We start from the raw sequence: 23,842 nt of genomic DNA on the forward strand, positions 1-23,842 counted from the left end.
AACGTTTAGGTTAATGAGGAGACTTTAAGGTCTAAACACAAAATTTTCTCCTCATCTCCCATAAAAAACTTCTGCGCAAAGGTTCGACACATACGACCCGATGCGCGGGAGATGTACTTTTGACTCAGATAATCACCCCTCGTTGATTCTTTGGTAATGTAAAAATACTCTTTTAAAGCATGATTGTCACCATCCCGTGCTGGTTGAAAAAAGTCGTTAGTATGTGCACTAATATACGTTGCGCCCTCTTGAATACCTGAGTCGGCATTAATACAATAAATCGCCTCAATCGGGTCAAACTCTTTCAAAAAATCATGCAAATCTAAATCTCTATTTTGAACTAAAGCATCAATAATCATCTGGGCATAGGCTTTAGCACTTTGTATTAAAAAGCTCTTATGTTGCATAGATGCTTTGACATTATGGGTATGTTTCTCTCCAATGTAAGCTATCTTTTCATCGCATACCTCTTTACGAAACACTACACTGCTAGGTCTTGAAAACCAAAACCCTTGAAAGAGGTCTATGTCCAACTTCATCGCCGTTAGAATTTCCTCTTCTTCTTCAACGCCCTCCGCTAAAACCAATGCCCCAATGTTAAAACACATGTTTGCGATGGATTTTAAAATCTCTTTATGAATAAAGTTTTGATGCACATTAAAAATAAGGGAACGGTCAATTTTGACAATATGGGGGCGTACGGTTGAAATACGGTCAAAATTGGCATTGCCAGCTCCAAAATCATCCAACGCAATTAAAAAACCTCTCTCCTTGTAAAAGTCACAAAACTCTTTGAGACGTTTGGTATTTTCAATCTGATACTCTTTAATCTCAATGACAACACGAGAAGGTGGAATACCCACTTCATTGGCAAGAGCGCAAAAAGCAAAATCTTGAAAGCTTAGTGACGTATCAAGCAAATGAGATTCAAAGTTTAAAAAAAGCAGTAGCTCTTTATTGACATCTAAAAGAGGTTTGAAAGCTCTTAGCGCTTGCATACGCACATGTTTATCAAGCATAAAGCAGAGATTCTCTTTTTGAGACTGCTCAAACACAAAAACAGGAGAGAGCGATTCATTATTTTCATCTACTGCTCGCATGAGTGCCTCTACTCCCATCATTTTAGCGCTACGAATCGAAATAATTGGCTGAAAAGCAATCGTAATAACACCTTTTTCAATGAATTGTTTTACCATCCAATGCCCCTTTGTAAATCATAAAATGATTATACACAAGCCTTCAATGAGAGCGTGTCTAATAAAGAGGCAATGATGTATAAAAACACTTTTTAAAGATTTATCCGCTAAAGTAACACTAAATAATTATTAGTAATAAAAATACATTGGCTTTTATGACAAAGGAGTGTAAATGATGATAGGAAAAAAAAGAGGAGCCTTACTATGCTCAGCCCTTATCTTGGCATTTTTGACGGGATGTGAAAGCAAACCCAAAGAGGTCAAGGTGGCTAAAACAGAGTTGGTATATGCCAGTACCAAAGATATTCGTAACATTAATCCGCACTTGTACGGAGGAGAGATGTCCGCTCAAAACATGGTCTTTGAATCTTTGGTCATGAACACGCCTGAAGGGGTTAAACCGTGGTTGGCTGAACGTTGGGAGATCAGTAGTGATGGCAAAAGCTACACCTTTTATTTGCGCAAAGATGTCAAATTTAGTGATGGTAGCCCTTTTGATGCGACGGTGGTGAAGAAAAACATCGATGCGGTGATTGATAATCGTGCAAGACACGCATGGTTAGAGTTGGTCAATCAAATCGAAGGCAGTGAAGTCGTCGATAACTTTACCTATAAACTTACCCTCAAAAATCCCTACTATCCAACTTTAAGCGAACTTGCGATGACAAGACCCTTTCGTTTCATTGCGCCATCGTGCTTTATCGAGGGTGCAACCAAAAATGGGGTAAGTTGTTATGTAGGAACAGGTGCGTGGGTGCTTTCAGAGCATCAGAAAAACGCTTTTGCACTCTTTAAGAAAAACCCAAACTATTGGGGAGAAAAAGCAAAACTGGAACAGATTAAATGGCGAGTGATGCCTGATCATCAAAGTGTGTTACTCGCACTGCAAAAAGGTGAAATCGACCTTATTTTTGGAGCGGATGGCGACATGATAGACCTCAATGCCTTTAGTGTGCTTCAAAAAGAGGGAAAATACACGACCTTGCTCAGCCAACCCACCGCCTCTCGTGCCATTTTACTCAACACCAAACAGCCTATCACGGGGGAAGCAAAGCTAAGAGAAGCTCTGCAACACGCTATCAATAAAGAGATGATCGTCTCTGGCATTTTAAATCACTCAGAAAATAGCGCCAACACGCTTTTTGCCCCAATAACGCCCTATTGCGATGTGCCGCTCTCTCGCAAACTTTACGATGTTGAAAAAGCTAAAGCCTTGCTGGATGAAGCGGGTTGGATGATGGATGAGAAGCTAGGATATCGAAGCAAAGAGGGAAAAATACTCTCCTTGCGTCTTTATTTTAATGCCAACAACGCACAAGAAAAAGCCATTAGCGAGTACATTCAAAGCAATCTTAAAGAGGTGGGCGTGGAGCTTAAGATTATTGGAGAGGAGAAACAAGCCTTTTTAGACAGACAAAAAAGCGGTGACTTTGACTTACAATACGCTCTTTCATGGGGAACACCCTACGATCCTCAATCGTTCGTCTCTTCATGGCGTATGGCAGCGCATGGCGATTATCAAGCGCAGTTAGGGTTAGAGAAAAAAGCGTGGTTAGATGCGCAAATTCAAGCCATTTTGATTGAACCATCACACGAAAAGCGCACAAAAATGTACGCAGAGATTTTGACTTACATTCACGATGCAAACGTCTATGTGCCACTGAGTTATGCTCGCACCAAAGCGGTATTTACACCTAAACTTAAAGGGGTGAGTTTTAATCCTTCTCAGTATGAAATCCCTTTTGAAAAGATGTTTTTCGAGTAAGCGATGAGTCGTTTTATTGCCAAGCGCCTTTTGCTTATACTTCCTTTGCTCTTAGGAATTTCGGTGGTGAGTTTTACCCTCTCCGCCCTCAGTCCTAGTGATCCAGCAGAGGTGGCATTGCGGGTCAATGACATTACCCCTACCACAGAAGCGATTGCGCAGATGCGTGAAGAGTTAGGACTCAATGCTTCTTTACATGTAAGGTATTTCTCATGGCTTTTAGGTGTTTTAAAGGGCGATTTTGGGGTGAGTTACATTACTAAAACGCCCGTACTTCATGAAATAGCCCACGCTCTTCCCACCACCCTTCTTTTAGCGGGTATTACCTTAGGTTTGGTACTCGTTTGGGGTGCATTTTTGGGTGTAGTGTGCGCCTTATATCGCAATCGTTTTTTAGATAGAGCCATCAGAAGCGTCATTTTTTTTACGGGTGCCATTCCTAGCTTTTGGCTCGCACTACTCTTTATTGCCTTTTTTTCACTCACCTTAGATCTTTTCCCAACCGCAGGCTTAGAGGAGCGCTCAGGCATTATTTTGCCCTCATTGACTCTGTTTTTAAGCTATGTAGCGACCTATATGCGACTGATGCGAAGTAGCATGTTGCAAAATGAGCATGCCCCTTACATCTTCTATGCAAGAGTGAGGGGGCTGAGTGAGGCGAAGATTATGAAACATCGCATTATCAATGCCTTGCACCCTTTTGTAATTGCGCTTGGCATGTCGATTCCAAAATTAATCGCAGGAACGGTGGTTATTGAAACTATTTTTGCTTTGCCAGGAGTTGGACGGCTGTGTGTGAGTGCGATTTTTAGCCGTGATTATCCGATGATTCAAGGCTATGTCTTTTTAATGGCGCTTTTGTTTTTGCTCTTTAATCTCATCGCCGATGTAAGTGTGAAGCTCATAGACCCTCGTTTAAGAGGTGAGTTGTGAGTGGAGTTTATGCTAAATTGGTGCGTGACCCTTTGGCGATTGCCTCACTTGGTGTCATTGTTGGGATGATTCTTTTAGGCATTTTTGCGCCATGGATTGCTCCGCATGATCCCATCGCAACCAACCTTGCTCTCAAATTTGCCCCATGGGGTGGAGAATTTCCACTGGGGAGTGATCATTTGGGGCGGTGTATTGCCTCGCGTCTTCTTTTTGGCATTCGTACCACGCTTTTTTTAGCACTGTTTGCTATGAGTATGACACTTATTTTGGGAGTCATCTTAGGCATTTTGGCAGGATTTTTTCGCAAAGCCGAAGAGCCCATTCTTCGTGGGTGCGATGTGATGCTCTCCTTTCCCAGTGAGCTGATGATATTGGCGATTGTAGGGATGTTAGGAGCTGGCATGGGCAATCTTATCTTAGCCAATGTCATCGCCAAAGTGGCATGGTACACCCGCATGGTCTATTCGTTTGTGTTGGTGCATCGTGAGCAAAACTACATTGCCTTTGCCAAAGCCACAGGCGTTGCTCCGCTTCGCATTTTAAAAACGCACATTTTACCCTCCATTTTCGATGACATCGTGATGTTAGCCACGCTGGATGCGGGGTGGGTCATTATGAGTATTTCCGCACTCTCTTTTTTAGGACTAGGCGTGCAAGCGCCCACGCCTGAATGGGGCATGATGCTCAGTGAAGCCAAAAATGTAATGAGTGTTTACCCCTTGCAAATGCTCCCCTCAGGGGTGGCAATTTTGGTGGTGGTTTTAGCGTTTAATTTTTTAGGAGATAGCATTCGTGACGCACGAGATGACAGAAAAATATCTATATCATAATCAGGAATATCCATGTTACATGTAAAAACCATTTCGTATGAGAGAGTGACGCAAAAAACTTTTGCCAAAGCCAATGCGTTTATTTGGGAGCAGTGTGAGTTTCATTATGGTAATAAAATGATGCCAGAGCGTTATGAAGTGCTTAAAAAACGCATTGAAGTGGAGATGAGTCGTCCTGAGTGCTGTGCCATTTTTATCGCACTCAATGAAAAAGAGGAGGTCGTAGGCGTTATTGCGCTGAGTGATTATGACGATAGAATTGAGAGCATTCAAGGGCGTTATCGCACAAGGCAAACGGCGGAGATGAGTCGCTGTTACGTTCACGAAGCGTATCGACGCTGTGGCATTGGTGTACGCCTTTTTGAGCTTGCCACAACGTTTGCCAAAGAGAGGGGGTATGAGATGCTTTACTTGCATACTCACTACTTTTTGCCGGGTGGTTTTTTGTTTTGGAGCGCTATGGGGTTTGCCATCACCCTTGATGAAGGCGGCATATGGCAAACGGTGCATATGGAGCGTCTTGTCGAGCAAGAAGCACGCTCGTATGCCTAACTCTTTTTACATGTAACGCTAACGCAACAGGTCTAAGCTGGGTTTATACTCACTCGTTTGAATTTTAAAAAGAGCAAGAATGGTGTGAAAAAGATGGTCATGCGAAAGCGCCTCTTTGGCTTTTACATGTAACGCTTTTTCTTTCTTTTTGTCGCTAAAATAAAACAGAGCGGGGACATGCTTTTGATCACTGGGCGCTATCATGTAAGGAAGCCCATGGAGATAAATGCCGTTTTCGCCGAGCGATTCACCGTGATCTGAGGCGTAAATCAGCGCTGTTTCGTATTTGTCTTCATTCTTTTTTAAAAGTGCAATCGCTTGGTTAATCACATAATCGGTGTATAAAATGGTGTTATCATAGGTATTGACAATCTCTTCTTGCGTGCATTTTTCCAAATCTTGCGTATCGCAGGTTGGAGTAAATTTTTTAAACGCTTCTGGATAACGCTGAAAGTAGGTAGGTCCGTGGCTTCCCTCTTGATGCAAGACAATAAAGGTATCTTCATAGGTTTTATCCACATTCTCTTGAAAATCTTTGAGTAAAACCTCATCAAATTGAACCCCTTTATAGTAGAGGGCATCACTGACACGTTTGGCGATATTTTTATCTTGTCCTGAGTTGTTATCTCTCCAAATCACCCTCACCCCTGTTTTCATCAACACATCCACAAGGTTTTCGTACTGCTCTTTCTCGCTCTCCCACGCCTTGCGCTCAAACTTTGAGAACATGCACGGCAGTGAAATAGCCGTTGCCGTACCACAAGAGCTCATATTGGAGAGATAGACCACATCCTCTCTTTGCGCAAGCAAAGGGTTGGTTGGTTTTTCATAGCCTCCCAATGAAAAGTTTTTCGCCCGAGCCGTCTCTCCCACGACAAAGACAACCAGCTTTTTTTTCGCCTCACTCTGTTTCTTTGCATCATCTGCGATGGTTTGAAAGATGGGTTTTGGTTTTAAACTTGCATAAGCCAATTTCGATGCGGAAGCAATCGGGAAAAAGGGATTAAGATACATTTTGAGCTCTTTGTGATTTCTAAAAAAAGAGCTGTACGATTTGCTCACCGCCATATAAACGCCACCAATGAGCACAAAACTAACCAAGGCAACCAACGCTTTTTGGACAAACTCCACTTTATAGACTCTAAAATGAATACGCACACGAAAGAGCATCCAATAGGCACAAAAAAGCGCTAATCCAAGATAGAGTAAAAGCTTTGGCGTTACGAGTCCTAAGGCTTCATCCGTGTCGGTTTGAAGGACATTGATAAGCATATCTTTATCAATGACCGTACCAAATGAGTCGATAAAATAACTGCTTAAAAGGCTAATGACCACCAAAAGCGCTACTCCTATACGAAAGCTCATACGGTGGGTTAGGAGTAAGAGCACATTTAAAGCAAAAATATACAAAAGCACCATCACAAAAGGCGCACTCAAAGCAATCATGTAATTTTGCTCTAAAAGGGCAAAGTCATAAAGCTTTGAAAAAAATGTAATATTAAAAAGCGCACTGAGCGCAAGTGCTAATAAAAAAATAATTTTTTGGGTTTTAAAGTGAATAAGTATGGCACCCATAATGTAGAATCCTTTTTATCATTGATATAAAAAGAATTCTAAAGGATGAAAATGAATGCGAAATGAATTAGAATTGAACGCTTACAATGGTGCGTTTGTTCTCTTTTGAAAAATGAAGCGTGGCACGGTGCAGGTCTAAAATGTTTTTCACAATCGCCAAACCAAGACCACTCCCTTTGGCATACTCCTTACTTTTTTGCCCCCTATAAAAAGGCTCACACAACTGAGCTAACTCTTTAGTGTCAATCTCTATACCTTCATTTTCAATGCTAAAACGCTTTACATGTAAAGCGATATGCACATGAGAATTTTCAAACGCATACTTAATCGCATTGTCAATGAGGTTGGAAAAAACCATCTTCAATAACACCGCATTGCTTTGAAGGCTAAAAGGCTCTAACACATCTAACGTGAGGGTAATGCCTCGCTTTTGCGCAAAGGCTTTTTTCTCTTCGACACACTCCACTAAGACCTCATCCACATAGATATCTGAGAAATGTTTCATCAGCTCATTTCTCGTGTTACTAGAGAGAAACAGAATTTTCTCAATCACCTCATGCAAATGCGAGAGCTCATGGCTAATTTTTCTCAAAATCGCTTGATACTCCTCCCCACTTCGCTCTTTACGAAGTCCGACCTCAATTTCCCCTTGCATAATGGTCAAAGGCGTTTTAAGCTCATGCGAGGCGTTTTGCCCAAATTGTTTCACTTGTGTATAAGCGTGTTGTAAGTTTGATAAAAGCGTGTTAAAAGTCTCAATCAAATCATCTATCTCTCTTGAAATATAACTTTTGGGAAGGCTCATGTGTTTATCTTGAATGCTAATATTTCGAACCGCATTGGTGACATTTTGAACGTTTCTTAGTGAAACAGAGATAAGAAAAGAGGCAAGTAAAAGGACAATGAAGAGCAGAAGAGATAAGCCAATCCACAACGCCTCTTTCATCTTTTCAATTTCAGGGGTACGTTTATCATAAGGCATGGCACATTGAAGCAGAAACATTTGGTTCTCATGTGTCCCTAGAAAGAGAGTTCCGATGTAAATTTTATTTTTAGTGAGGTGTGAGTTTTTCGTTTCTGAAAAGTAAATTTTCTCAGGCTCTTCTAAAATTTTTTGAATCAAATCATCCTTAAGTTTTAAGCTCTCACCTTTTAAATCTTCTGACTTAGCAATAATATTTGGCTCTTGCGAGGCGATTTTATAGGTTAAAAGTTGTGCGTAGAGCAAAGGAATGTCAAACTCCTCTTTGACTTCATCAAGCTCCTCTTTTAACTCCTCAAAATCAATCTTTTGCCCCTTCTCCCTTCTTTCAATGTAATCATGCTGTAAATCTTTGGCATACGCCGTCAGTGAGGCTTCAATGGAGCGCTCTTGCGATTTTTTCATGGTATAAATAACGCCTGAGCCAAAGGCATAAAAAAAACCAAACAAGATGAGTCCAAGGGCTAGAAGTAGGCGGAATTTTAAATTTTTAAAGAGCGTTTTCATTGAGGGTGTATCCTAAATTTCGATGGGTTTTAATCAGTTTGAGTTCAAAATTTTTATCGATTTTACTGCGCAATCGGTACATGTAAACACTCACCATATTGCTATTAATGCTCTGCTCACTGGAAAAAAGTTGCTCTTCTAGCATCTTCTCTTCAATAATCGCTCCCTTATGGCGCATCAAATACTCTAAAAGCATGTACTCTTTAGCAGTAAGGCTTATGACTTCTTTAGAGCGTGTCACACTTTTGGTTACAGGATTCAGCTCCAAATCAGCCACTTTTAAAAGCGGTTCTTTGTCATTTTGTTTGCGCAGTTGTACATGAATGCGTGCGAGTAACTCCTCAAAACTAAAGGGTTTGGTAAGGTAGTCATCCGCACCGAGATGGAGCAATCCCACTTTATCGCTGATGGTACTTTTTGCACTGAGCACAATAATAGGCGTATGAAGCTTTTGTTCTCGAAGCTTTTGACACACGACGTCACCTTGCACTCCTTTAATCATCAAGTCCAAAATAATCATATCGTAAGGATTCATTTGGGCAAGGTAGAGGGCGTCTTCTCCATTATCGCACAGCTCAACACTAAAAAGCTCCTCTTCTAAGCCTTGTTTTAAAAAAGAGGCAATGCCCTCATCATCTTCCACAATTAAAATTTTCATTTCATCCTCTTTTCAAATCATTCTCGTATTATACCTTACATGTAACCCTTACCAAGAGGTGTTATAATAGTCTCAAAAAAAGGAAGATTGATGGTAAAAATTTACGGTATTACTACCTGTGGCAGTGTGAAAAAGGCACTCTCATTTTTAAAAGCTAAGGTGATTCCTTACACATTTATTGATTTAAAAACGACGCAAATCAGCGAAGCGAAGCTGGAAGAGTGGCTTGCAAAGCAACCTCTGTCGGTTTTGTTTAACACCAAAGGAACGAAGTTCAAAACGCTAGGACTCTCTAAAGAGATAAGCGATGAAGAGAAAAAAATGTGGCTTTTAAAAGAGCAGTTACTCTTCAAGCGTCCCATCATTGAGTGTGAAGATGAGACGCTTTTGGTCGGGTTTGACGAGGCGCTTTATTTACGCACGTTTGGCGGTTGAGATAAAAAAGGCAGCCAAAAGCAAAAACGCTCCGGTAATTTGGTTTTGAATCCGAATGGCACGAATGGACTTAATGACGTGTTTGAGTTTGGAAGCGAGTGAGCTATACCCCGTCATCACAATAATATCCACAGCGATAAGTGTCGCACAAATAATGCCAAATTGCCCTAAGAGCGGGGCATTTGGATTGAGAAATTGGGGAATAAACGCCACTAAAAACACGGTGGCTTTAATGTTAGTAAGATTAACCAGTGTAGCTTGCATAAACGCTTTTGACGCACTGTACGCTTTAATCTGCGTCGCATCATCAGGCAAATGAGGCTTTTCAATAAACTTCATTACCCCTAAAAAAACCAAATACGCCACGCCAATCCACTTAATGATGTTAAAAAGTAAAAGTGAGCTCATAATGAGTGAGCCAAGTCCAATAACCACAATAAACGTTTGCGCAAAAAGCCCCGCTTGTAAACCAAAAATAGCGGCATAAGAGCGCTTGAGTCCATATTTCAACCCATAATTCATCGAAACCACGGCTCCTGCTCCGGGGGAAACACTAATCAAGATAGACGCAACCAACATGGTGAGCCAAATATCCAAAGACATGAAAAAATCCTTACATGTAAAGTTAAGAAGGATTGTACTTCATGGTGACTTAGAAGCCATTAATGTGGTACAATTTTTCAAAATGCATACCACAAGGATAGAGAATGAAAATAGCAATGAGCGGTGCGAGTGGATTTGTTGCCAATGCCTTAAAAAAGAGATTTCCTGATGTTGTGGTGATTGAGCGCAATGACGATGTACAAGCCATCACCCAAAAACTAGAGAGTGTCGATGCGGTGTTTAATCTTGCAGGTGCACCCATTGCAGCACGTTGGGATGAGGCGTATAAAAAAGTGCTCTGGAGCAGTCGCATTGAAACCACCAAAAAGCTCGTTATGGCAATGAATCAAAGTGAGGTTAAACACTTTATCTCCACTTCAGCCGTGGGTATTTACCCAAGTGGTGTCCCCTGCGATGAAAATAGTGAAAAATTGGGCGAGGATTTTTTGGCGCATTTAGCGATTGCATGGGAAGGTGAAGCTCGAAAATGCACCCAAAAAACGACCATTTTACGTTTTGGTGTTGTTTTGGGAGACGGTGGTGCACTCGAGAAGATGCTACCCTCATTTAAAATAGGTCTAGGCGGAATTATTGGCAACGGGGCGATGGTGATGAGCTGGATTGACATTGATGATTTGGTGAATATCTACGCTTTTGTGCTTGAGAAGGGACTTGAGGGGGTCTATAACGCCACCTCTCCTCAACCACTGACCAATTTTCGCTTTACCAAAATGCTCGGAAAAGTGTTGCGTCGCCCCACCTTTTTGCCTGTGCCCTCTTTTATCATTAAAATACTTTTTGGAGAAGGCGCAACCGTGCTTTTAGATAGCAAAGAGGCGTACCCCAAAGCCTTACTTGAAAAAGGTTTTACATTTACGTATGGGGATTTGGAGAACTCCCTTCGTAAAATTCTCGCTTAGCGTCTCTCCAAAAAAAGTCGGATGCCCAAGGCTATCATCACCACACCTGAGAGGGCATCGAGACTTTGACGCACACTTTTTTTGGTGATAAACCCATTGGCAGAGACAATCGTATAAACCAAAATCGCCTGCCAAAGATTGCCCACAATAAAATGAAGTAAAGCCAAAAAGAGCGATTGCGCAAGGGCAGAGTGTTCATGGTTGATAAATTGTGGCAAAAACGCCATGTAAAAAACAACCGCTTTAGGATTTAAGACATTCGATAAAAACCCTTCTCTTAGAGAGACCCAAAAGGAAAAGGAGCGTTTTTCAACAGCTCTTTCTTGCATTTTTCTATGATGCCAAAATGATTTAAGGGAAACCATCCCTAGCCAGATAAGATAAAGCGCTCCTGCAATTTTCAGGGCTGTAAAGGCGTTTGCAGAGTATAAAAGGAGTGCTGAAATCCCCACCGCTGAAAGCGTTGCGTGTACAAATAGCCCCGAACAAATGCCTAAACTTGAAACCAAGCCATCTTTCGCACCTCCTCGAAGTGTGTTTCGAATCACGATCATCGTATCCGCCCCCGGACTCATTGTCAGTAGCGTAATAGCAACCATAAATGTCCATAATTCTAATGGCATTGCATCGACCTCTTTTTTGTAAATTATGTTATTTTACTCCAAAGCGACACAAAATATCTTGACTTATTATTTGAAAATGGTTATCATTTCATAAATTAAAAGAGGTGAACGATGTCTGAGTCCTATTCAACCCTGCAAGAGATAAGCCGACGATTTGACCGTGAAGATTTAGCATTGGTTGCGCACCATCCTGATCTTTGCTTTACCATCAACAGTTATGAACTTTTTACCCACCATGTTTTTACACGGGTCAAACGTCAAAATCCTGACAAATCCATTACACAAGAGTCGTGTCGTATTGTGATTCAAAGTGAAGAATGTGAAGATGCTTTACATCTCTATCCCACATGGAAACGCATTGAAGAGCGTGTAGATTTTGAGGCAACACAGGAGATTGAGCGTGCGATTGAGGTGTTGGCTTCTAGAGAGTGTAAGCATATCTATTTACTCTTTCCTCGCAGTGCCAATTTTAAAAGACATGTGCCGATTCGAAGCCCAAAACTCGATGCGATGGGGTTAGAATATACACTCAAACTTGTACCGTATGTTATTTACTAATTTAAAAGGAGTTTATTTATGAAGACAGGAATTTTTTACGGAAGTACCAATGGAAACACCGCTGATGCGGCACAAAAAATTCAAAAATCGTTCAATGCCGAGTGTCATGATGTGGGTAAATTAAATAACGCAGATGCACTCAATGCGTATGATTTTTTAATTTTAGGAACCTCTACATGGTACGATGGCGATTTGCAAGATGATTGGGATAGTTTTTTGAGCCACCTCAAATCAGCTGATTTAAAAGGTAAAACCATCGCCCTTTTTGGCATGGGTGATCAAGAAAGTTATGGAAGTGATTATGTGAGCGGTATGCGTCAGATTTATGATGTGGTCCTTGAAAAAGGAGCGAACGTGATTGGGGCGTGGGAAGATCAAGGCTACTCGTATGAACACTCCGCTTCCGTGATTGATGGAAAATTTGTCGGACTTGCTTTGGATGAGGACAATCAAAGTGACCTCACTGATGAGCGTATCGCCTCATGGTGCGCCCAATTAAACACTGAGTTGAAAGCAAGCGCATGAGTGCATGTGACATAGTTTGCACTAAGCCAAACCCTACTGCTGGGCGTCAAACGTCAAAAGATGTCAAAAAACCTGAACAAAGCGATGCAATCAAAAATGCAAAAGAGCGACTGCTTTTTTGTAAATGCACGTGCTAAAATCTCGATGAAAAGGCGTCTGCCTTTTCATCTTTACTCTTGAATCGCCACTTTATACGCATAGTAAAAATCCGCATCATACCCTTCCACGGCACACTTTGTCGTTTTACATGTAAGAAATTTTTTCTTCAAAATTAACGCGACAAACATCTCAGGGTCATAAAAACGCAGTTCGTATTTTTTCATATGAGGTTTTTCAATACTAAAGGTATAAATCAGTTTTTTCTTTTCAAAGAGCGCATTAAAGTCATGAACAACATGAATATCCAACTCCTCTTTTCCATTGAAAATATGCATAAAATAACTGTAAGGCTCCAATGTTTTAAAATGGTCTTTTTCCATAAATGCCACTTCATTGGCATCGAGTTTTTTATCTCTGTTTTTATCATAATCCTCCATAAGCATGGAAGAGCTCATCTCATCAAAAACCCAGCGAATATCAATTTTATCGGGCAAAACATCCACATAGGTATCCAAAAAAACATGCGGATGAGCAAAAAGCGAAACAGCACAAAACCATCCCAACAATAGTAACTTTTTCATGCACTAAAACGCCCGTGATGAAACGGGATTGAGTAAAAAGAAAATACCCAAGGCCATCACACACAACACCCCTAAAAGACGTAAAACCCAAAACCAACGAGGCTGTGTAACAACAAGACGTGATTTTTGAAAAGCGTGTACCAAAAGCCCCGCCAAAGAGATGCTAAGCCCCATACCAAGACTCATAAAAAGTGCCGCAATAATGCCTATTTCCATATGCCCTAAGGTTATCGCAAAAAAGCAGAGCGTAATCACCCCAGGACACGGAACAATACCCGCTAAGAGCACCACGCCAAAACGGCTTTTATGGGGTTTAACACGCTCTTTGCTTATCTTTCGTGATTGCCACACTTCATACAACAGCCAAAAGCTCAATAAAACAATAAATGCCCCTGAAATTTGAAACAGCGGAGGATTGACACTGCGAAAAAGCTTCATGGCACTTACCTGAATCAAATAATGTGCCACCAGTGTCACCAAAAGCGCAGACAGCGCATGCACAATAGCAATCAAAAAGCCTAGTTGAAACACATGTATTTTTTTAGAAGGATTTGCCAACACATACCCTGCAACTAAAGCTTTGCCATGCCCTGGTCCTAAGGCATGAAGCACTCCATACGCAAAAGAGAGCGCAAGAATAAGAGCAACAGCGCTACTACTTCCCTCATCTATACTTCGAAAATGGTTGGAAAGTTCAGCGTTAAAATAGCGGTTAGCTTCGGCAAAATAAATTGCAACAGAAGAAAAGGTCATGGCAACTCCAAAAGGTACCCAGAATAATAAGCGTTATCGACTTCTTTTAAGGTATAGTGTAATGATGATTGAATATGCTCAGGTTCTACGAAAAGAGCACATAAAAAAGATTCATCCCAAAAACCAATAGATTTTTTTTGATGTTGATAGGGATGTAAATCAAGAGTGAATTCTATCACAAAAGTATTTTCAAGACGAAAAAGGCGAATTTCTTTAGGATGAAGAATAATCTTTTTCTTTCCTACTAAGAGATGTGTAAAAAAAGAGAACTCTTTTAGAGGATTAAAAACATCTTTTTTAAAAAGTAAAGTCTCTTTTGAATCAAAAACGCCATCGTGATTCACATCAAAATCATTCATTAATCCTTGTGATGTCATTTCATCAAACAACCACTGAATCTTTAATGTATTTTCTGAAATCTTTAAATAAACATCAATATACGTATGAGGATGTGCATAAAGATTGAGAGCACAATAAAAAAAAAGTGAAAAAATCCGTACCATTTAGCATGCTTTTTTCGTAGTCATATCAAGCATTGTATCAAAAGAATACTAAATACAACTCAGTTGCGCCTAACGAGGAGCATAGATGATAATACCTACACCCACAAGCGCAATCGCTCCGCCCAACACCACGCATATCCTTTTTCTTCTCTAAAACACAGCCAAATAAAATAACCACCTCCGATTTCCAACACACCAGCAAGCACAAAATAACTTAATGATTTAAAGATCCATCTTCTTCCTTTTTGTAAAAACCTATGACACCTTTTTTAATTTGATAATAAATATCATATTTAATAAAAATTAAGCTTTCTTGGAGTATTATTTCAATAACAATTATCAAAAAGGAGAAACAATGTCAGCAGTTCTCGTTATCGGTGGCGATAAGATAGATTCCATTACCTCTGTTTTACAAGATTTCTCTTTTGAAAAAGTGACCCATTGGGATGCACGTAACCCTTCTGTGGTTAAAAAAGAGATTCCTCAAGATGTGCAGTTGGTGATTATGCTCACCAATTTTTTGAATCATAACGCCATGAATAAATTTAAAAACGAAGCTAAGCGTAAAGCGATTGAGTTTATTTGTGCAAAACGCTCTGAGAGTTCTGTCTTTTGTGAACTGTGCAAAAAGTACAATCCACATGGATGTATTCTTGATAAAAAATAGTCTAAGCAAGGGTGTTTGTACACCCTTTTGGACACGTAAAGGTTATCGCTAATGTCTTCACCTATGCTTTGCAATGAAAATCTTTTGAATGAATGTGATGTCGTTCGTATGATTCATGAGCGCCACTTTTGGGTGGAGTATGAACCCATTATCGCCATGCATTCAGGAACTATTTTTGGCTATGAAGCGTTGGCTCGTTTTATTTTAAATGAACGACGTATTCCACCTATGCCTGTCTTGATGGTTGCGCATCAAAATCCTGAGCTTTTTTTTCACCTAGAGTCTGAACTCAAAGCCTTGCAACTCTTTCACCGACCCAACAATGCCATGCTTTTTCTCAATCTCGACCCGCACAATTTTAGTGAACCCAAGCACATTGCGTTTTGGAAACAACTTTTCGGCAATGCTCAAGATATTTGTATTGAGATTACGGAAAATACGGACGATATGCAAACGGCTTTTTTATCACATTGCCTCAATGAAATTCAAACGATGGGCTTTCCTATTGCGCAAGATGATATTGGTAACGATGATAAACCCTTTTGTTTTGATTTGACCAGACGAGCGGACTTTTTAAAATTTGACAAAACATGGCTTTTAAAAATAAAACATTGTCCTGATTATCAAGAAATTCTAAAAGGTTTTTTAGCTTTTGCCAAAGCACAAGGAAAACGCTCTATCCTAGAAGGAATAGAAACGGAAGGTGACTTTCTTTTAGCCCGTGATTTAGGCGTTGATTTTGTACAAGGCTACCTCTTTAAACACCTCAATCATCACTCCTGCTAATCTTTACATGTAAAGCTCTTTTTACGTCACTTTAAACACATTTTTTCCTTTTCACACGAAAAGTATAAAAATGTGTTTAACTTTTTAACGTGAATCTATCCATCAATAGAAATTTTAGTCTTTTTAGATAAACTTCCATTTTAATTATTATAAATAAAAATGAGAATTATAATAAGGAGTTATTATGGAAGCATCCGAAACGATCGAAAAAAATAGACTTAAATTTTTCCCGATTATGATGTATGCAATTGTTATGGGACTGAGTGGTTTGACCATTATGTACCAAAAAGCGGTTAGTACGCTTAGCTTTCCTGAGTGGATTGCTTTAGGTTTAATGGCACTTTCCACCATCGTTTTTGTGGTGATTAGTGTTATTTATGTGGTGAAGTTTTTTACCTATAAAGAGGCGGTCAAAAAGGAATTTACGCATCCTGTTCGTATTAATTTTTTCGCCGCAGTCTCTATTTCAATGCTTATGTTAGCCATTGTCTATAAAGAGCAACAAGAGAGTATCGCAGCCCTTTTTTGGTATGCAGGTGTTGCGCTTCATTTTTATCTGACCCTTCATACCATTTCGTATTGGATCAATAACAATCAAGAACTCGCTCACTCCAATCCCGCATGGCTTATCCCCATTGTTGGAAATGTGTTAGTTCCTATTGGTGGTGTTGGCTTTGCGCCACAGGGCGTATTGCTTTACTTCTTTAGCGTGGGAATTTTTTTCTGGGTGATTCTTTTTGCAATTTTGTTTAACCGTATCATTTTCCACCATCAATTAGCGAATAAGTTTATGCCAACGCTTTTCATTTTGATTGCGCCTCCTGCGGTAGGATTTTTAGCGTATGTGAAAATGTTTGGGGTAATTGATTTGTTTGCTAATATATTGTTTGATTTGGCACTCTTTTTTACCTTATTGATTGCCTTTTTGTATAAAAACTTTATCAAAATCAAATTTTTCATCTCATGGTGGGCGTTTGTGTTCCCTCTAGCAGCAATGGGAATTAGTGCGATGGTTATGTACGCTCATACTAAAGATCTTTTCTTACTCTATCTCTCGTATACAATGGTAGGTGTCACAACCGCTGTCATTGCAGTGGTACTCTATCAAACGTTAATTCACATGCAAAAAGGTGAAGTTTGTATTCAAGAATAGAGTTCTTACCGTTTTAAAAACCCTCTTTACATGTAAGGAAAAATCCTTACATGTAAAAGAGTGGTTTCTCTTCTTTTTCAAACACCTCAGCAATAATCGCACTGTAACTAAGCCCCTCATCAAGCAGTTCTTGAAGCAGTTTTGGCGCATCTTTTTGTGAAACTGCCATCAAAAGTCCCCCTGAAGTTTGCGCATCGTAGAGTAAAATTTCATCTTTATAGGGCACTTTAGCATCCACATACATACTCACATAGGCTTTATTGTTGTAAGCACCCGCTGGAATAATCCCCATGTCTGCCATCGCCTTTGCCTCTTCAAGAATAGGAATCTCTTTAAGCCAAAACCCAATGCTGACTCGATGAAAACTCATCTCATACGCATGTCCCAACAGACCAAAACCTGTAATGTCCGTACAAGCACTCACATCGTATTTTTGCATAATGCGTGAAGCTTTATGATTGAGTGTGGCTAAAATAGAGGCTACTTTTTCCACCACAGAACTCTCAAGCATATCCGCTTTAATGGACGTAGTTAAAACACCCATCCCTAAAGGTTTCGTTAAAATAAGCACATCCCCCACACGAGGCGTATTGTTGCGGTAAATTTTTAAAGGATGCACAAAACCCGTGACACTCATGCCATAGGTCATCTCAGGTGCTTCTATCGTATGCCCCCCAATAATCACCCCACCGCACTCATTCACCTTACTCTGCCCGCCTGCAAGAATTTCTTTCAGCACGCTTCGTGGCTGGTGGCAACCATCAAATCCTACGATGTTCATCGCCGTAGCCACTTCCCCACCCATGGCGAAGACATCGCTTAAAGAATTGGCCGCCGCAATTTGTCCGTAAACAAAAGGGTCATCCACCACAGGGGTAATAATATCTACCGTTTGAACAAGGGCTCTTCCTTCATCCAAATAATAGACACTCGCATCATCACTCTCATCCATTCCAACCAATACTTTCTCGTGCGTGCAGTTTAAACCACCTATCGCTTCTGTGAGGTCTCCCGGACCCAGCTTGGCAGCACAACCCGCAGCTTTGACGTACTTGGTCAATTTTGCTTCGTTGTTCATTGTATACCTTAATTTCAACTTCTTAAACATAAAATATTCAAGAAGTCATGTGAGCCTTCCGCTTGGGAAAACTTATCATAGTTTGAAAAGCTTTACTTTGAAAGCGTTTTATAATGATATCGTTCCTTCTCCACCCAAAAGCATCTCTAAGGTGCCATAGGCATTGCCGATTTTTCCAACCTTTAATTTATCCATCACCCCGTAAAACTCTAAACAAATCCCACAAGAATAAATCTCAACCCCTTTAGCCTCAAACGCTTTTAAGACCTCCATAATGGGCGAATTCTCTTCCGCAGACGTCAGATACACAGCGGTGTTCACACAAATAATACGCTTAGGAATTTTAGGCAATTCAAGTGCAGATTTTAAAAAGCCTACGACGAGCTTTTCACCCAGTTCACCCTCACCTACGGTATGACTTTTCAAAAACAAGGTTTTATCTAAAAAGGCATCGTCTTTACTCGTGGCAACAATCTGACATGCGAAACCTTTGATGATAGAAACAAGCGTTTTACCCTCTTCTAAACCCTCTAAGCGTGTTTCAAAACCGCCATTTTGGGCAAAACGTACCACATTTTCTCGTGCGGCAATATTATCTACGATGACTTCTAAAATCGAATCATTGGGTAAACTTTCCAATGCTTTTTTGGTTTGTAATACGGGCTCGGGACACGCCAAGCCACTGCAATCAATTTTCATGAATTTCCTTTTGTAAGTAAATACTGTTTGTCTAAGCCTTAGACCTTTTAACGCGAGTGAGTGGAATATAAACCACTCTTATTTTTGATTCATGGTCTTTTCAATCCACTTTTGAGCCGCATCAACGCTCTCAAAGGTATGACTTTTCGCCACTTGAACTTGACCTTCGTAAAAACGAACACGAATGCCATCTTGCACCTCATCTATCTTAATACGTGTAATACGCTCAGCATTAAGATACACTCTATCATTTAATTTTACAAACATATAAAACTCCTTTTCTTTAATAAGATTTTATTTTAGCACGATTTTTGTAAAAGCTTCTTCTACATGATTAACGCAATTTATTATTAACAAACCTCACGGTTAAAAAAACCATAATAGAAAGAATAATCATCACCGCTGCCACAGGGGCGGAGTAACTAAGCCCAAAACTGGTAAATCTATCGTAAATAAGCACAGGCGCTGTCATAGGATGATAGACCAAAATCACCACCGCACCAAACTCACCCAAACCTCGTCCCCACATCATCAAACACCCATTGACAATATCTTTTTTCGCATTGGGTAAAGAGATAGCCAAAAAGACTTTAAGAGGACTAGCCCCTAGGGTGCGTGCTACTTTTTCAAGTTTGACATCCACTTTTTTAAACCCCTCTTTCGCTCCATTTATCAAAAATGTAGCAGAGAGGAACATCATCGCTATCATAATGCCCGCTTCCGTGCCAATAAACTTGATGCCAAACAGATCAAAAAAACTCCCCAATGAGCCATGCCCAAAAGCAATTAAAAGCGCAATACCTGCAGCCGTATGAGGAATCATAATAGGAATATCAACCAAAGTTTCCAAAAAAGAGCGCCCTATAAATTCATGCCTTGCGATTAAATAAGCTAAAGGAAGCCCCGTAAGCAAAGCAAAAAGTGTTGCAAACAAAGAGACTTTCATGGTCAACAAAATGGAAGAAGAGACATCCGCTTCTTTGAGGGTTTTAAGAAGCGTAGCGGGATCATTGCCTATCATCATCTTAAATAAAGGAAGGGTTAAAAAAAGCAACATAATTGCGCCCAAAAAAACTAAAAATGTTGTAAACCAGTAGCGTTTCATAGATAGCACACATCCTTTTTATGAAATCCAATGTAGATCATTTCACCACGATTGATGGAACATCCTTCATGCTCACGTTTCAACACTTTGACGAAAAATTGCTCTTTTCCTATCGTAACAAAGAGTTTAAAATGATCGACTATTCCCATACATTCATCCAATTTTCCTTCAAAACAATAATCACACTTTAGATTGCTTTCTTTAGAAACTAAAATAGCATTGGGATCAATCGAAAAAAGCTGAGCAGAATCTTCACCCAATAATAATGATGAAAAAATATTTTTAAACCCTAAAAATTCCGCTACTTTCAAAGAGCTTGGATGGGAGAGAACCTCATTAGCGCATCCTACTTGTTGCACCTTTCCATCCATCACAATGGCAATGCGATCTGCTAAATACGATGCTTCTCTAAAATTGTGCGTTACATGTAATGTTGTAAGATGATAACGTCTGTGCATCTCTTTGAGAAATTTCATAATCGCATTCCGAAAAGTAGGATCAATGGCACTTAAAGGCTCATCTAAAAGTAAAATTTTAGGACGAGAAAAGAGTGCACGAGCAATCGCAATGCGTTGCTTTTCACCTCCTGAGAGATTATCAATACGTCTATCTAGCAATTTTTCTAAACCTAAGAAATCCACCAAATCGTTAAACAAAGAGTCTGCATCTTCAATAAACTTATAACGTCCTGCAAAACGGATATTTTCTCTTACGCTTAAATTTGGAAAAAGTGCAAAATCTTGATAGACAAAGCCAACCAAGCGCTCTTCGGGAGCCATATTTGTAATGTCTACTCCATTAAACAGGAGTTTCCCGCCGATACCATGTAACCCTGCAATCGATTCTAAAATAACCGTCTTTCCCGCCCCAGAGTGCCCTAAAATAACAAAATACTCACCCTCGCCTACATCAAAGCTAATATCATGAAGATGAAAAGCCCCTACATCACATGTAAGGGCTTGAAGGGAGAGAAAACTCATTTACTTCCCAAAATAGAGCTATCGCCTGTAATCACAGGAGGGTTCATCGCATCTTGTCCATTTTTCTTCATAATCGCTTGTCCTTCAGCGGAGAGCACAAAGTTGACAAACGCCACCGCACCTGCTTTGTTAGCTGGGGATTTATCATTTTGAAACACACTCAAACCATACACCATTGGCGCACCCACTTGCTTGACCACTTCACCTGGTTTTTTACCATCAATGTTAAACGAAACTGATTTGTAAAAATCTTCAAATTTTGCATTTTTGAGATTAATCTCTTCAGGCAATGAAACATATTTGAGTTTGTGTTGGTCTGCTACGGATTTGTAAATATAAAGATAGTCATACTGATGAGACTCTAAAAGTCCTAATAAATCTGTCTCTTTCGGGCGAACAATCACTTTTTTAGCATTTTCTTCGCCAATTTCATAATGGTCACCATAACCAAAAATTTTCGCATAAAGCCCCTCTTTTTTATAGTGCTTTTCTGCCAGCATGGTAACTAACATAGAACGATACCCACATGGATCTAAATTGGGATTGGAGTGACCCACCGTAACGCCCTCACGTAAAAAAATATCAGCCCAGTTATTGCTGTTAATCTCTTTAGCAAATTTTGATTTTTCCGTATAGGCTAAAACCATCTCATTGGTTGCAAAATGAGCATTGAATTTGGCATGATTAGGAATTAACATCGTATCAATCACTTGATAATCCGCACTTCCCATCACATCTGCCGCACGACCTAAATCCGTTACTTTACGTGCTGCTGCCACACTGCCACTTGGCTCTCGTTGAACATCAAACTGCGGATATTTGGTTTCAAATACTTTTTCAATCTCCGCAAATGGTACCGAAAGGCTCCCCGCATGCAATACTACAACAGGCTCTTTTGCTAACAACAAGGATGCCGCAAGCGCACTCAATACTAAAATTTTATTCATACAAACTCCTTTGATAAGATGTGTTACTTTTGCATATTTACACTCAAACCCTCATAAAATTCACCGTTTAGTTTCACAAAGAAATAGTACACTATTTTAATAGCGTCAAAATAGCAACTCAACATAAAGGCTACGTTAACACTGAACTTTATTCGTCACAATGTTAACGTACCTTAGATGCTTTGACTTCTTGCAAAACACGTTTTGAAGAAAGTCTACTCTTTAAACTCTTTTTTATTACGGGGCTTTAAAAACAACTCTTTGAAACGCTCATTGGCGTAGTTTTCAATATCTTCTTGAAGCTTTCGATAATTTTCCATGTATTCACGTGCTACAGGTGTCAGTTTCGTACCCGCATCTTCACCACCACCTTGCTTGGTTTCAACCATCACATCGTTAATATTTTTTTGCAAAATCTTAATGTGCGTCCACGCTTTTTTATAATTCATCCCAATCACTTCTGAGGCTTTAGAGATAGAACCTTCTTGCTCAATGAGCTCTAAAATCTCGGTTTTACCTTTACCAAAAAGCAGTTCACCCTCAGCATTTTCGATCCATGTTTTCGTTTTGACATACAAACGTGGACGCTTTTTTTCAGTAAAACACCCCAAACTACAATAAGTCACATCAATATTTTTTTCTTTGAGTGTCCCTCTGATTTTTTTAAGTCCAATGCCTCCTGCTTGCGCTCTGGCATCTTTACATGTAATACGATTTTTATCATCTAAAAAAGGACTCAAACGACTCAGTGCTTCCGCATCAAACGAGCCACCCTCAACCCGACCAAATTGACCCAAGTCACACGAATCAATGCGTATGTCCATCGCTTTAGCGCAATCGCCTACTTCACGGATAGGGCATTTTAACTTTGAGGCAATCTTATAGGCATCCGCACAATCAAGCTTGCCTTTTTCATTCAAATACTGCTGAATCAACACTTCCATCTCAGACATACTTACGCCTCCACCACAATTCTTTGAGGATGACGGTAAATATTCATCGTATCGCCTCTCACAAATCCAATCAGTGTTAAGCCAAATTTCTCTGCAATCATTAAACCTAAACAGGTTGATGCCGTTCTTGAAGCTAGAATGGGGATTTGATGCATGACCGCTTTGGCGACCATTTCAGAAGAGAGTCTTCCACTCACCATTAAAAAAGCATTTTTGACATCCGCACCTGCAAGTACTGCTTTGCCCACGACTTTATCAATCGTATTGTGTTGGGCAATATCTTCACCAATAAAATAAGTATGCTCATCCGTAAAGAGTTTTGCCGTATGCACACAGCCTGTTTGCTCATACAAAGGACACTCGGTATAAAATTGACTCATTTCGGTGCTTAGTTTTCGGCTACTGAGTTTAAAAGGGCTTTGAATGACTTTTGCAGCAATCGCTTCAGGGTCGATGTTCGCAGTCATGCTCTTACCGCATCCACTAATCACCACGCCCTCAGCGTTTAATTTATGAATACTCTCTTCATTCACTTTTGCTTCAATCTCCACACGCATACCATCATTTAAAAGTTTAAGGGAGGTGACATCGCTGAGTTTTTCAATGATATTTTCACTCATCAAATAGCCAATCGCAAGGGCTTCTTGATCCACAGGTGTTGCCATGACCGCACCCACACGATTGCCATTGACAATCAGTTCTAGCTTGATTTCACGCACCAACGTGTCCTCTCGCTCGAATTTCTCTTTTCCTTTGATTTTTGTGATCGTAGTTTTAAAAACAGGTTCCACTTTTTCTCCTATTTAACGTCAATAAAGGAGATTGTAGCGCACTAAAGTTAATAGTACGCTACATTTTTACATGTAAGAAGTCAAA

Annotated in this window: 29 protein-coding genes; 11 read left to right on the top strand and 18 right to left on the bottom strand. The window is 40.1% G+C overall.

Features of this window, described 5'->3' with window-relative positions:
- Nucleotides 1-5 precede the first annotated feature (5 nt).
- Nucleotides 6-1,196: an EAL domain-containing protein gene (locus SDEL_RS10260; protein ID WP_012857790.1), complete on the bottom strand. Its 1,191-nt coding sequence runs from the start codon at nt 1,194-1,196 to the stop codon at nt 6-8.
- 172 nt (nt 1,197-1,368) lie between these two features.
- Here SDEL_RS10260 and nikA point away from each other — a divergent pair, with 172 nt between their 5' ends.
- From nikA to SDEL_RS10280, 4 genes are read left to right on the top strand one after another with little or no spacing between them, the layout of a single operon-like run.
- On the top strand, nt 1,369-2,961 hold the full coding sequence (gene nikA, locus SDEL_RS10265) for a nickel ABC transporter substrate-binding protein (protein ID WP_012857791.1): 1,593 nt from the start codon (nt 1,369-1,371) through the stop codon (nt 2,959-2,961).
- Between the two features lie 3 nt (nt 2,962-2,964).
- Nucleotides 2,965-3,894, top strand: coding sequence for a nickel/cobalt ABC transporter permease (gene opp1B, locus SDEL_RS10270; protein WP_012857792.1), 930 nt, complete (start codon nt 2,965-2,967; stop codon nt 3,892-3,894).
- Nucleotides 3,891-4,724 (top strand): nickel/cobalt ABC transporter permease, encoded by an 834-nt coding sequence (gene opp1C, locus SDEL_RS10275; RefSeq protein ID WP_012857793.1) that lies wholly within the window; start codon nt 3,891-3,893, stop codon nt 4,722-4,724. Before opp1B ends, opp1C begins: the two co-directional genes overlap by 4 nt.
- A 12-nt stretch (nt 4,725-4,736) precedes the next feature.
- Entirely contained in the window at nt 4,737-5,276 is a 540-nt protein-coding gene (locus SDEL_RS10280; protein ID WP_012857794.1) for a GNAT family N-acetyltransferase, read from the top strand.
- 18 nt (nt 5,277-5,294) lie between these two features.
- Here the strand turns inward: SDEL_RS10280 and SDEL_RS10285 are convergent, their stop codons facing one another.
- The 3 genes from SDEL_RS10285 to SDEL_RS10295 form a co-directional block, all read right to left on the bottom strand.
- Complete coding sequence (locus tag SDEL_RS10285) at nt 5,295-6,851, bottom strand: phosphoethanolamine transferase (RefSeq protein WP_012857795.1); 1,557 nt, start codon at nt 6,849-6,851, stop codon at nt 5,295-5,297.
- A gap of 67 nt (nt 6,852-6,918) precedes the next feature.
- Nucleotides 6,919-8,340 (bottom strand): sensor histidine kinase, encoded by a 1,422-nt coding sequence (locus SDEL_RS10290; RefSeq protein WP_012857796.1) that lies wholly within the window; start codon nt 8,338-8,340, stop codon nt 6,919-6,921.
- Nucleotides 8,324-8,998 carry a response regulator transcription factor gene (locus tag SDEL_RS10295; RefSeq protein WP_012857797.1) on the bottom strand — a complete coding sequence of 225 codons (675 nt, stop codon included), beginning with the start codon at nt 8,996-8,998 and terminating at the stop codon, nt 8,324-8,326. Before SDEL_RS10295 ends, SDEL_RS10290 begins: the two co-directional genes overlap by 17 nt.
- 90 nt (nt 8,999-9,088) lie before the next feature.
- On the opposite strand from SDEL_RS10295, the gene SDEL_RS10300 reads away from it, so the two are divergent.
- A complete protein-coding gene (locus SDEL_RS10300) occupies nt 9,089-9,433 on the top strand; it encodes an arsenate reductase family protein (protein ID WP_012857798.1) in 345 nt (114 codons plus the stop codon).
- Here the strand turns inward: SDEL_RS10300 and SDEL_RS10305 are convergent.
- A complete protein-coding gene (locus SDEL_RS10305) occupies nt 9,413-10,036 on the bottom strand; it encodes a LysE family transporter (protein WP_012857799.1) in 624 nt (207 codons plus the stop codon). The two genes, SDEL_RS10300 and SDEL_RS10305, sit on opposite strands and share 21 nt — an antisense overlap.
- A gap of 104 nt (nt 10,037-10,140) precedes the next feature.
- Here SDEL_RS10305 and SDEL_RS10310 point away from each other — a divergent pair, with 104 nt between their 5' ends.
- Complete coding sequence (locus SDEL_RS10310; RefSeq protein WP_012857800.1) at nt 10,141-10,956, top strand: TIGR01777 family oxidoreductase; 816 nt, start codon at nt 10,141-10,143, stop codon at nt 10,954-10,956.
- On the opposite strand, the gene SDEL_RS10315 is transcribed toward SDEL_RS10310, so the two are convergent.
- Nucleotides 10,953-11,579, bottom strand: coding sequence for a LysE family translocator (locus SDEL_RS10315; protein ID WP_012857801.1), 627 nt, complete (start codon nt 11,577-11,579; stop codon nt 10,953-10,955). The genes SDEL_RS10310 and SDEL_RS10315 overlap by 4 nt on opposite strands.
- A 111-nt stretch (nt 11,580-11,690) precedes the next feature.
- Between SDEL_RS10315 and SDEL_RS10320 the strand changes: the two genes are divergently transcribed.
- Nucleotides 11,691-12,137 carry a hypothetical protein gene (locus SDEL_RS10320; protein WP_012857802.1) on the top strand — a complete coding sequence of 149 codons (447 nt, stop codon included), beginning with the start codon at nt 11,691-11,693 and terminating at the stop codon, nt 12,135-12,137.
- An 18-nt stretch (nt 12,138-12,155) separates the two neighbouring features.
- Complete coding sequence (locus tag SDEL_RS10325) at nt 12,156-12,662, top strand: flavodoxin (protein ID WP_012857803.1); 507 nt, start codon at nt 12,156-12,158, stop codon at nt 12,660-12,662.
- Nucleotides 12,663-12,832: 170 nt separating this feature from the next.
- On the opposite strand, the gene SDEL_RS10330 is transcribed toward SDEL_RS10325, so the two are convergent.
- The 4 genes from SDEL_RS10330 to SDEL_RS12430 all read right to left on the bottom strand — a co-directional run bounded on the left by SDEL_RS10330 (nt 12,833) and on the right by SDEL_RS12430 (nt 14,828).
- A complete protein-coding gene (locus tag SDEL_RS10330; protein ID WP_012857804.1) occupies nt 12,833-13,342 on the bottom strand; it encodes a DUF1007 family protein in 510 nt (169 codons plus the stop codon).
- 3 nt (nt 13,343-13,345) lie between these two features.
- Nucleotides 13,346-14,095 carry a nickel/cobalt transporter gene (locus tag SDEL_RS10335; RefSeq protein WP_012857805.1) on the bottom strand — a complete coding sequence of 250 codons (750 nt, stop codon included), beginning with the start codon at nt 14,093-14,095 and terminating at the stop codon, nt 13,346-13,348.
- The gene (locus tag SDEL_RS10340; protein WP_012857806.1) at nt 14,092-14,598 is read right to left on the bottom strand and encodes a DUF1007 family protein; all 507 of its coding nucleotides are present in this window, start codon (nt 14,596-14,598) and stop codon (nt 14,092-14,094) included. Before SDEL_RS10340 ends, SDEL_RS10335 begins: the two co-directional genes overlap by 4 nt.
- Before the next feature lie 95 nt (nt 14,599-14,693).
- A complete protein-coding gene (locus tag SDEL_RS12430) occupies nt 14,694-14,828 on the bottom strand; it encodes a YnfA family protein (RefSeq protein WP_083762482.1) in 135 nt (44 codons plus the stop codon).
- 125 nt (nt 14,829-14,953) lie between these two features.
- On the opposite strand from SDEL_RS12430, the gene SDEL_RS10345 reads away from it, so the two are divergent.
- From SDEL_RS10345 to SDEL_RS10355, 3 genes are all read left to right on the top strand, one after another.
- Nucleotides 14,954-15,265 carry a DUF2325 domain-containing protein gene (locus SDEL_RS10345; protein WP_012857807.1) on the top strand — a complete coding sequence of 104 codons (312 nt, stop codon included), beginning with the start codon at nt 14,954-14,956 and terminating at the stop codon, nt 15,263-15,265.
- A 51-nt stretch (nt 15,266-15,316) separates the two neighbouring features.
- On the top strand, nt 15,317-16,051 hold the full coding sequence (locus tag SDEL_RS10350; protein ID WP_012857808.1) for an EAL domain-containing protein: 735 nt from the start codon (nt 15,317-15,319) through the stop codon (nt 16,049-16,051).
- 184 nt (nt 16,052-16,235) lie between these two features.
- Nucleotides 16,236-17,204 carry an SLAC1 anion channel family protein gene (locus SDEL_RS10355; protein WP_012857809.1) on the top strand — a complete coding sequence of 323 codons (969 nt, stop codon included), beginning with the start codon at nt 16,236-16,238 and terminating at the stop codon, nt 17,202-17,204.
- A gap of 46 nt (nt 17,205-17,250) precedes the next feature.
- On the opposite strand, the gene selD is transcribed toward SDEL_RS10355, so the two are convergent.
- From selD to fdhD, 8 genes are all read right to left on the bottom strand, one after another.
- Complete coding sequence (gene selD, locus SDEL_RS10360) at nt 17,251-18,282, bottom strand: selenide, water dikinase SelD (protein WP_012857810.1); 1,032 nt, start codon at nt 18,280-18,282, stop codon at nt 17,251-17,253.
- Between the two features lie 108 nt (nt 18,283-18,390).
- Nucleotides 18,391-18,981: a sulfurtransferase-like selenium metabolism protein YedF gene (gene yedF, locus SDEL_RS10365; protein ID WP_012857811.1), complete on the bottom strand. Its 591-nt coding sequence runs from the start codon at nt 18,979-18,981 to the stop codon at nt 18,391-18,393.
- A 78-nt stretch (nt 18,982-19,059) separates the two neighbouring features.
- Nucleotides 19,060-19,248, bottom strand: coding sequence for a hypothetical protein (locus SDEL_RS10370; protein WP_012857812.1), 189 nt, complete (start codon nt 19,246-19,248; stop codon nt 19,060-19,062).
- Between the two features lie 67 nt (nt 19,249-19,315).
- Complete coding sequence (locus SDEL_RS10375) at nt 19,316-20,086, bottom strand: ABC transporter permease (RefSeq protein ID WP_012857813.1); 771 nt, start codon at nt 20,084-20,086, stop codon at nt 19,316-19,318.
- Nucleotides 20,083-21,066 (bottom strand): ABC transporter ATP-binding protein, encoded by a 984-nt coding sequence (locus SDEL_RS10380; protein WP_012857814.1) that lies wholly within the window; start codon nt 21,064-21,066, stop codon nt 20,083-20,085. Before SDEL_RS10380 ends, SDEL_RS10375 begins: the two co-directional genes overlap by 4 nt.
- Nucleotides 21,063-22,013: a tungstate ABC transporter substrate-binding protein WtpA gene (gene wtpA / locus SDEL_RS10385; protein WP_012857815.1), complete on the bottom strand. Its 951-nt coding sequence runs from the start codon at nt 22,011-22,013 to the stop codon at nt 21,063-21,065. Before wtpA ends, SDEL_RS10380 begins: the two co-directional genes overlap by 4 nt.
- A gap of 215 nt (nt 22,014-22,228) precedes the next feature.
- Complete coding sequence (locus tag SDEL_RS10390) at nt 22,229-22,966, bottom strand: winged helix-turn-helix domain-containing protein (protein ID WP_012857816.1); 738 nt, start codon at nt 22,964-22,966, stop codon at nt 22,229-22,231.
- A 2-nt stretch (nt 22,967-22,968) separates the two neighbouring features.
- Nucleotides 22,969-23,757, bottom strand: coding sequence for a formate dehydrogenase accessory sulfurtransferase FdhD (fdhD, locus tag SDEL_RS10395; RefSeq protein WP_012857817.1), 789 nt, complete (start codon nt 23,755-23,757; stop codon nt 22,969-22,971).
- Between the last annotated feature and the right edge of the window lie 85 nt (nt 23,758-23,842).

The sequence above is a fragment of the Sulfurospirillum deleyianum DSM 6946 genome (assembly GCF_000024885.1).
Classification (GTDB): Bacteria; Campylobacterota; Campylobacteria; order Campylobacterales; family Sulfurospirillaceae; genus Sulfurospirillum; species Sulfurospirillum deleyianum.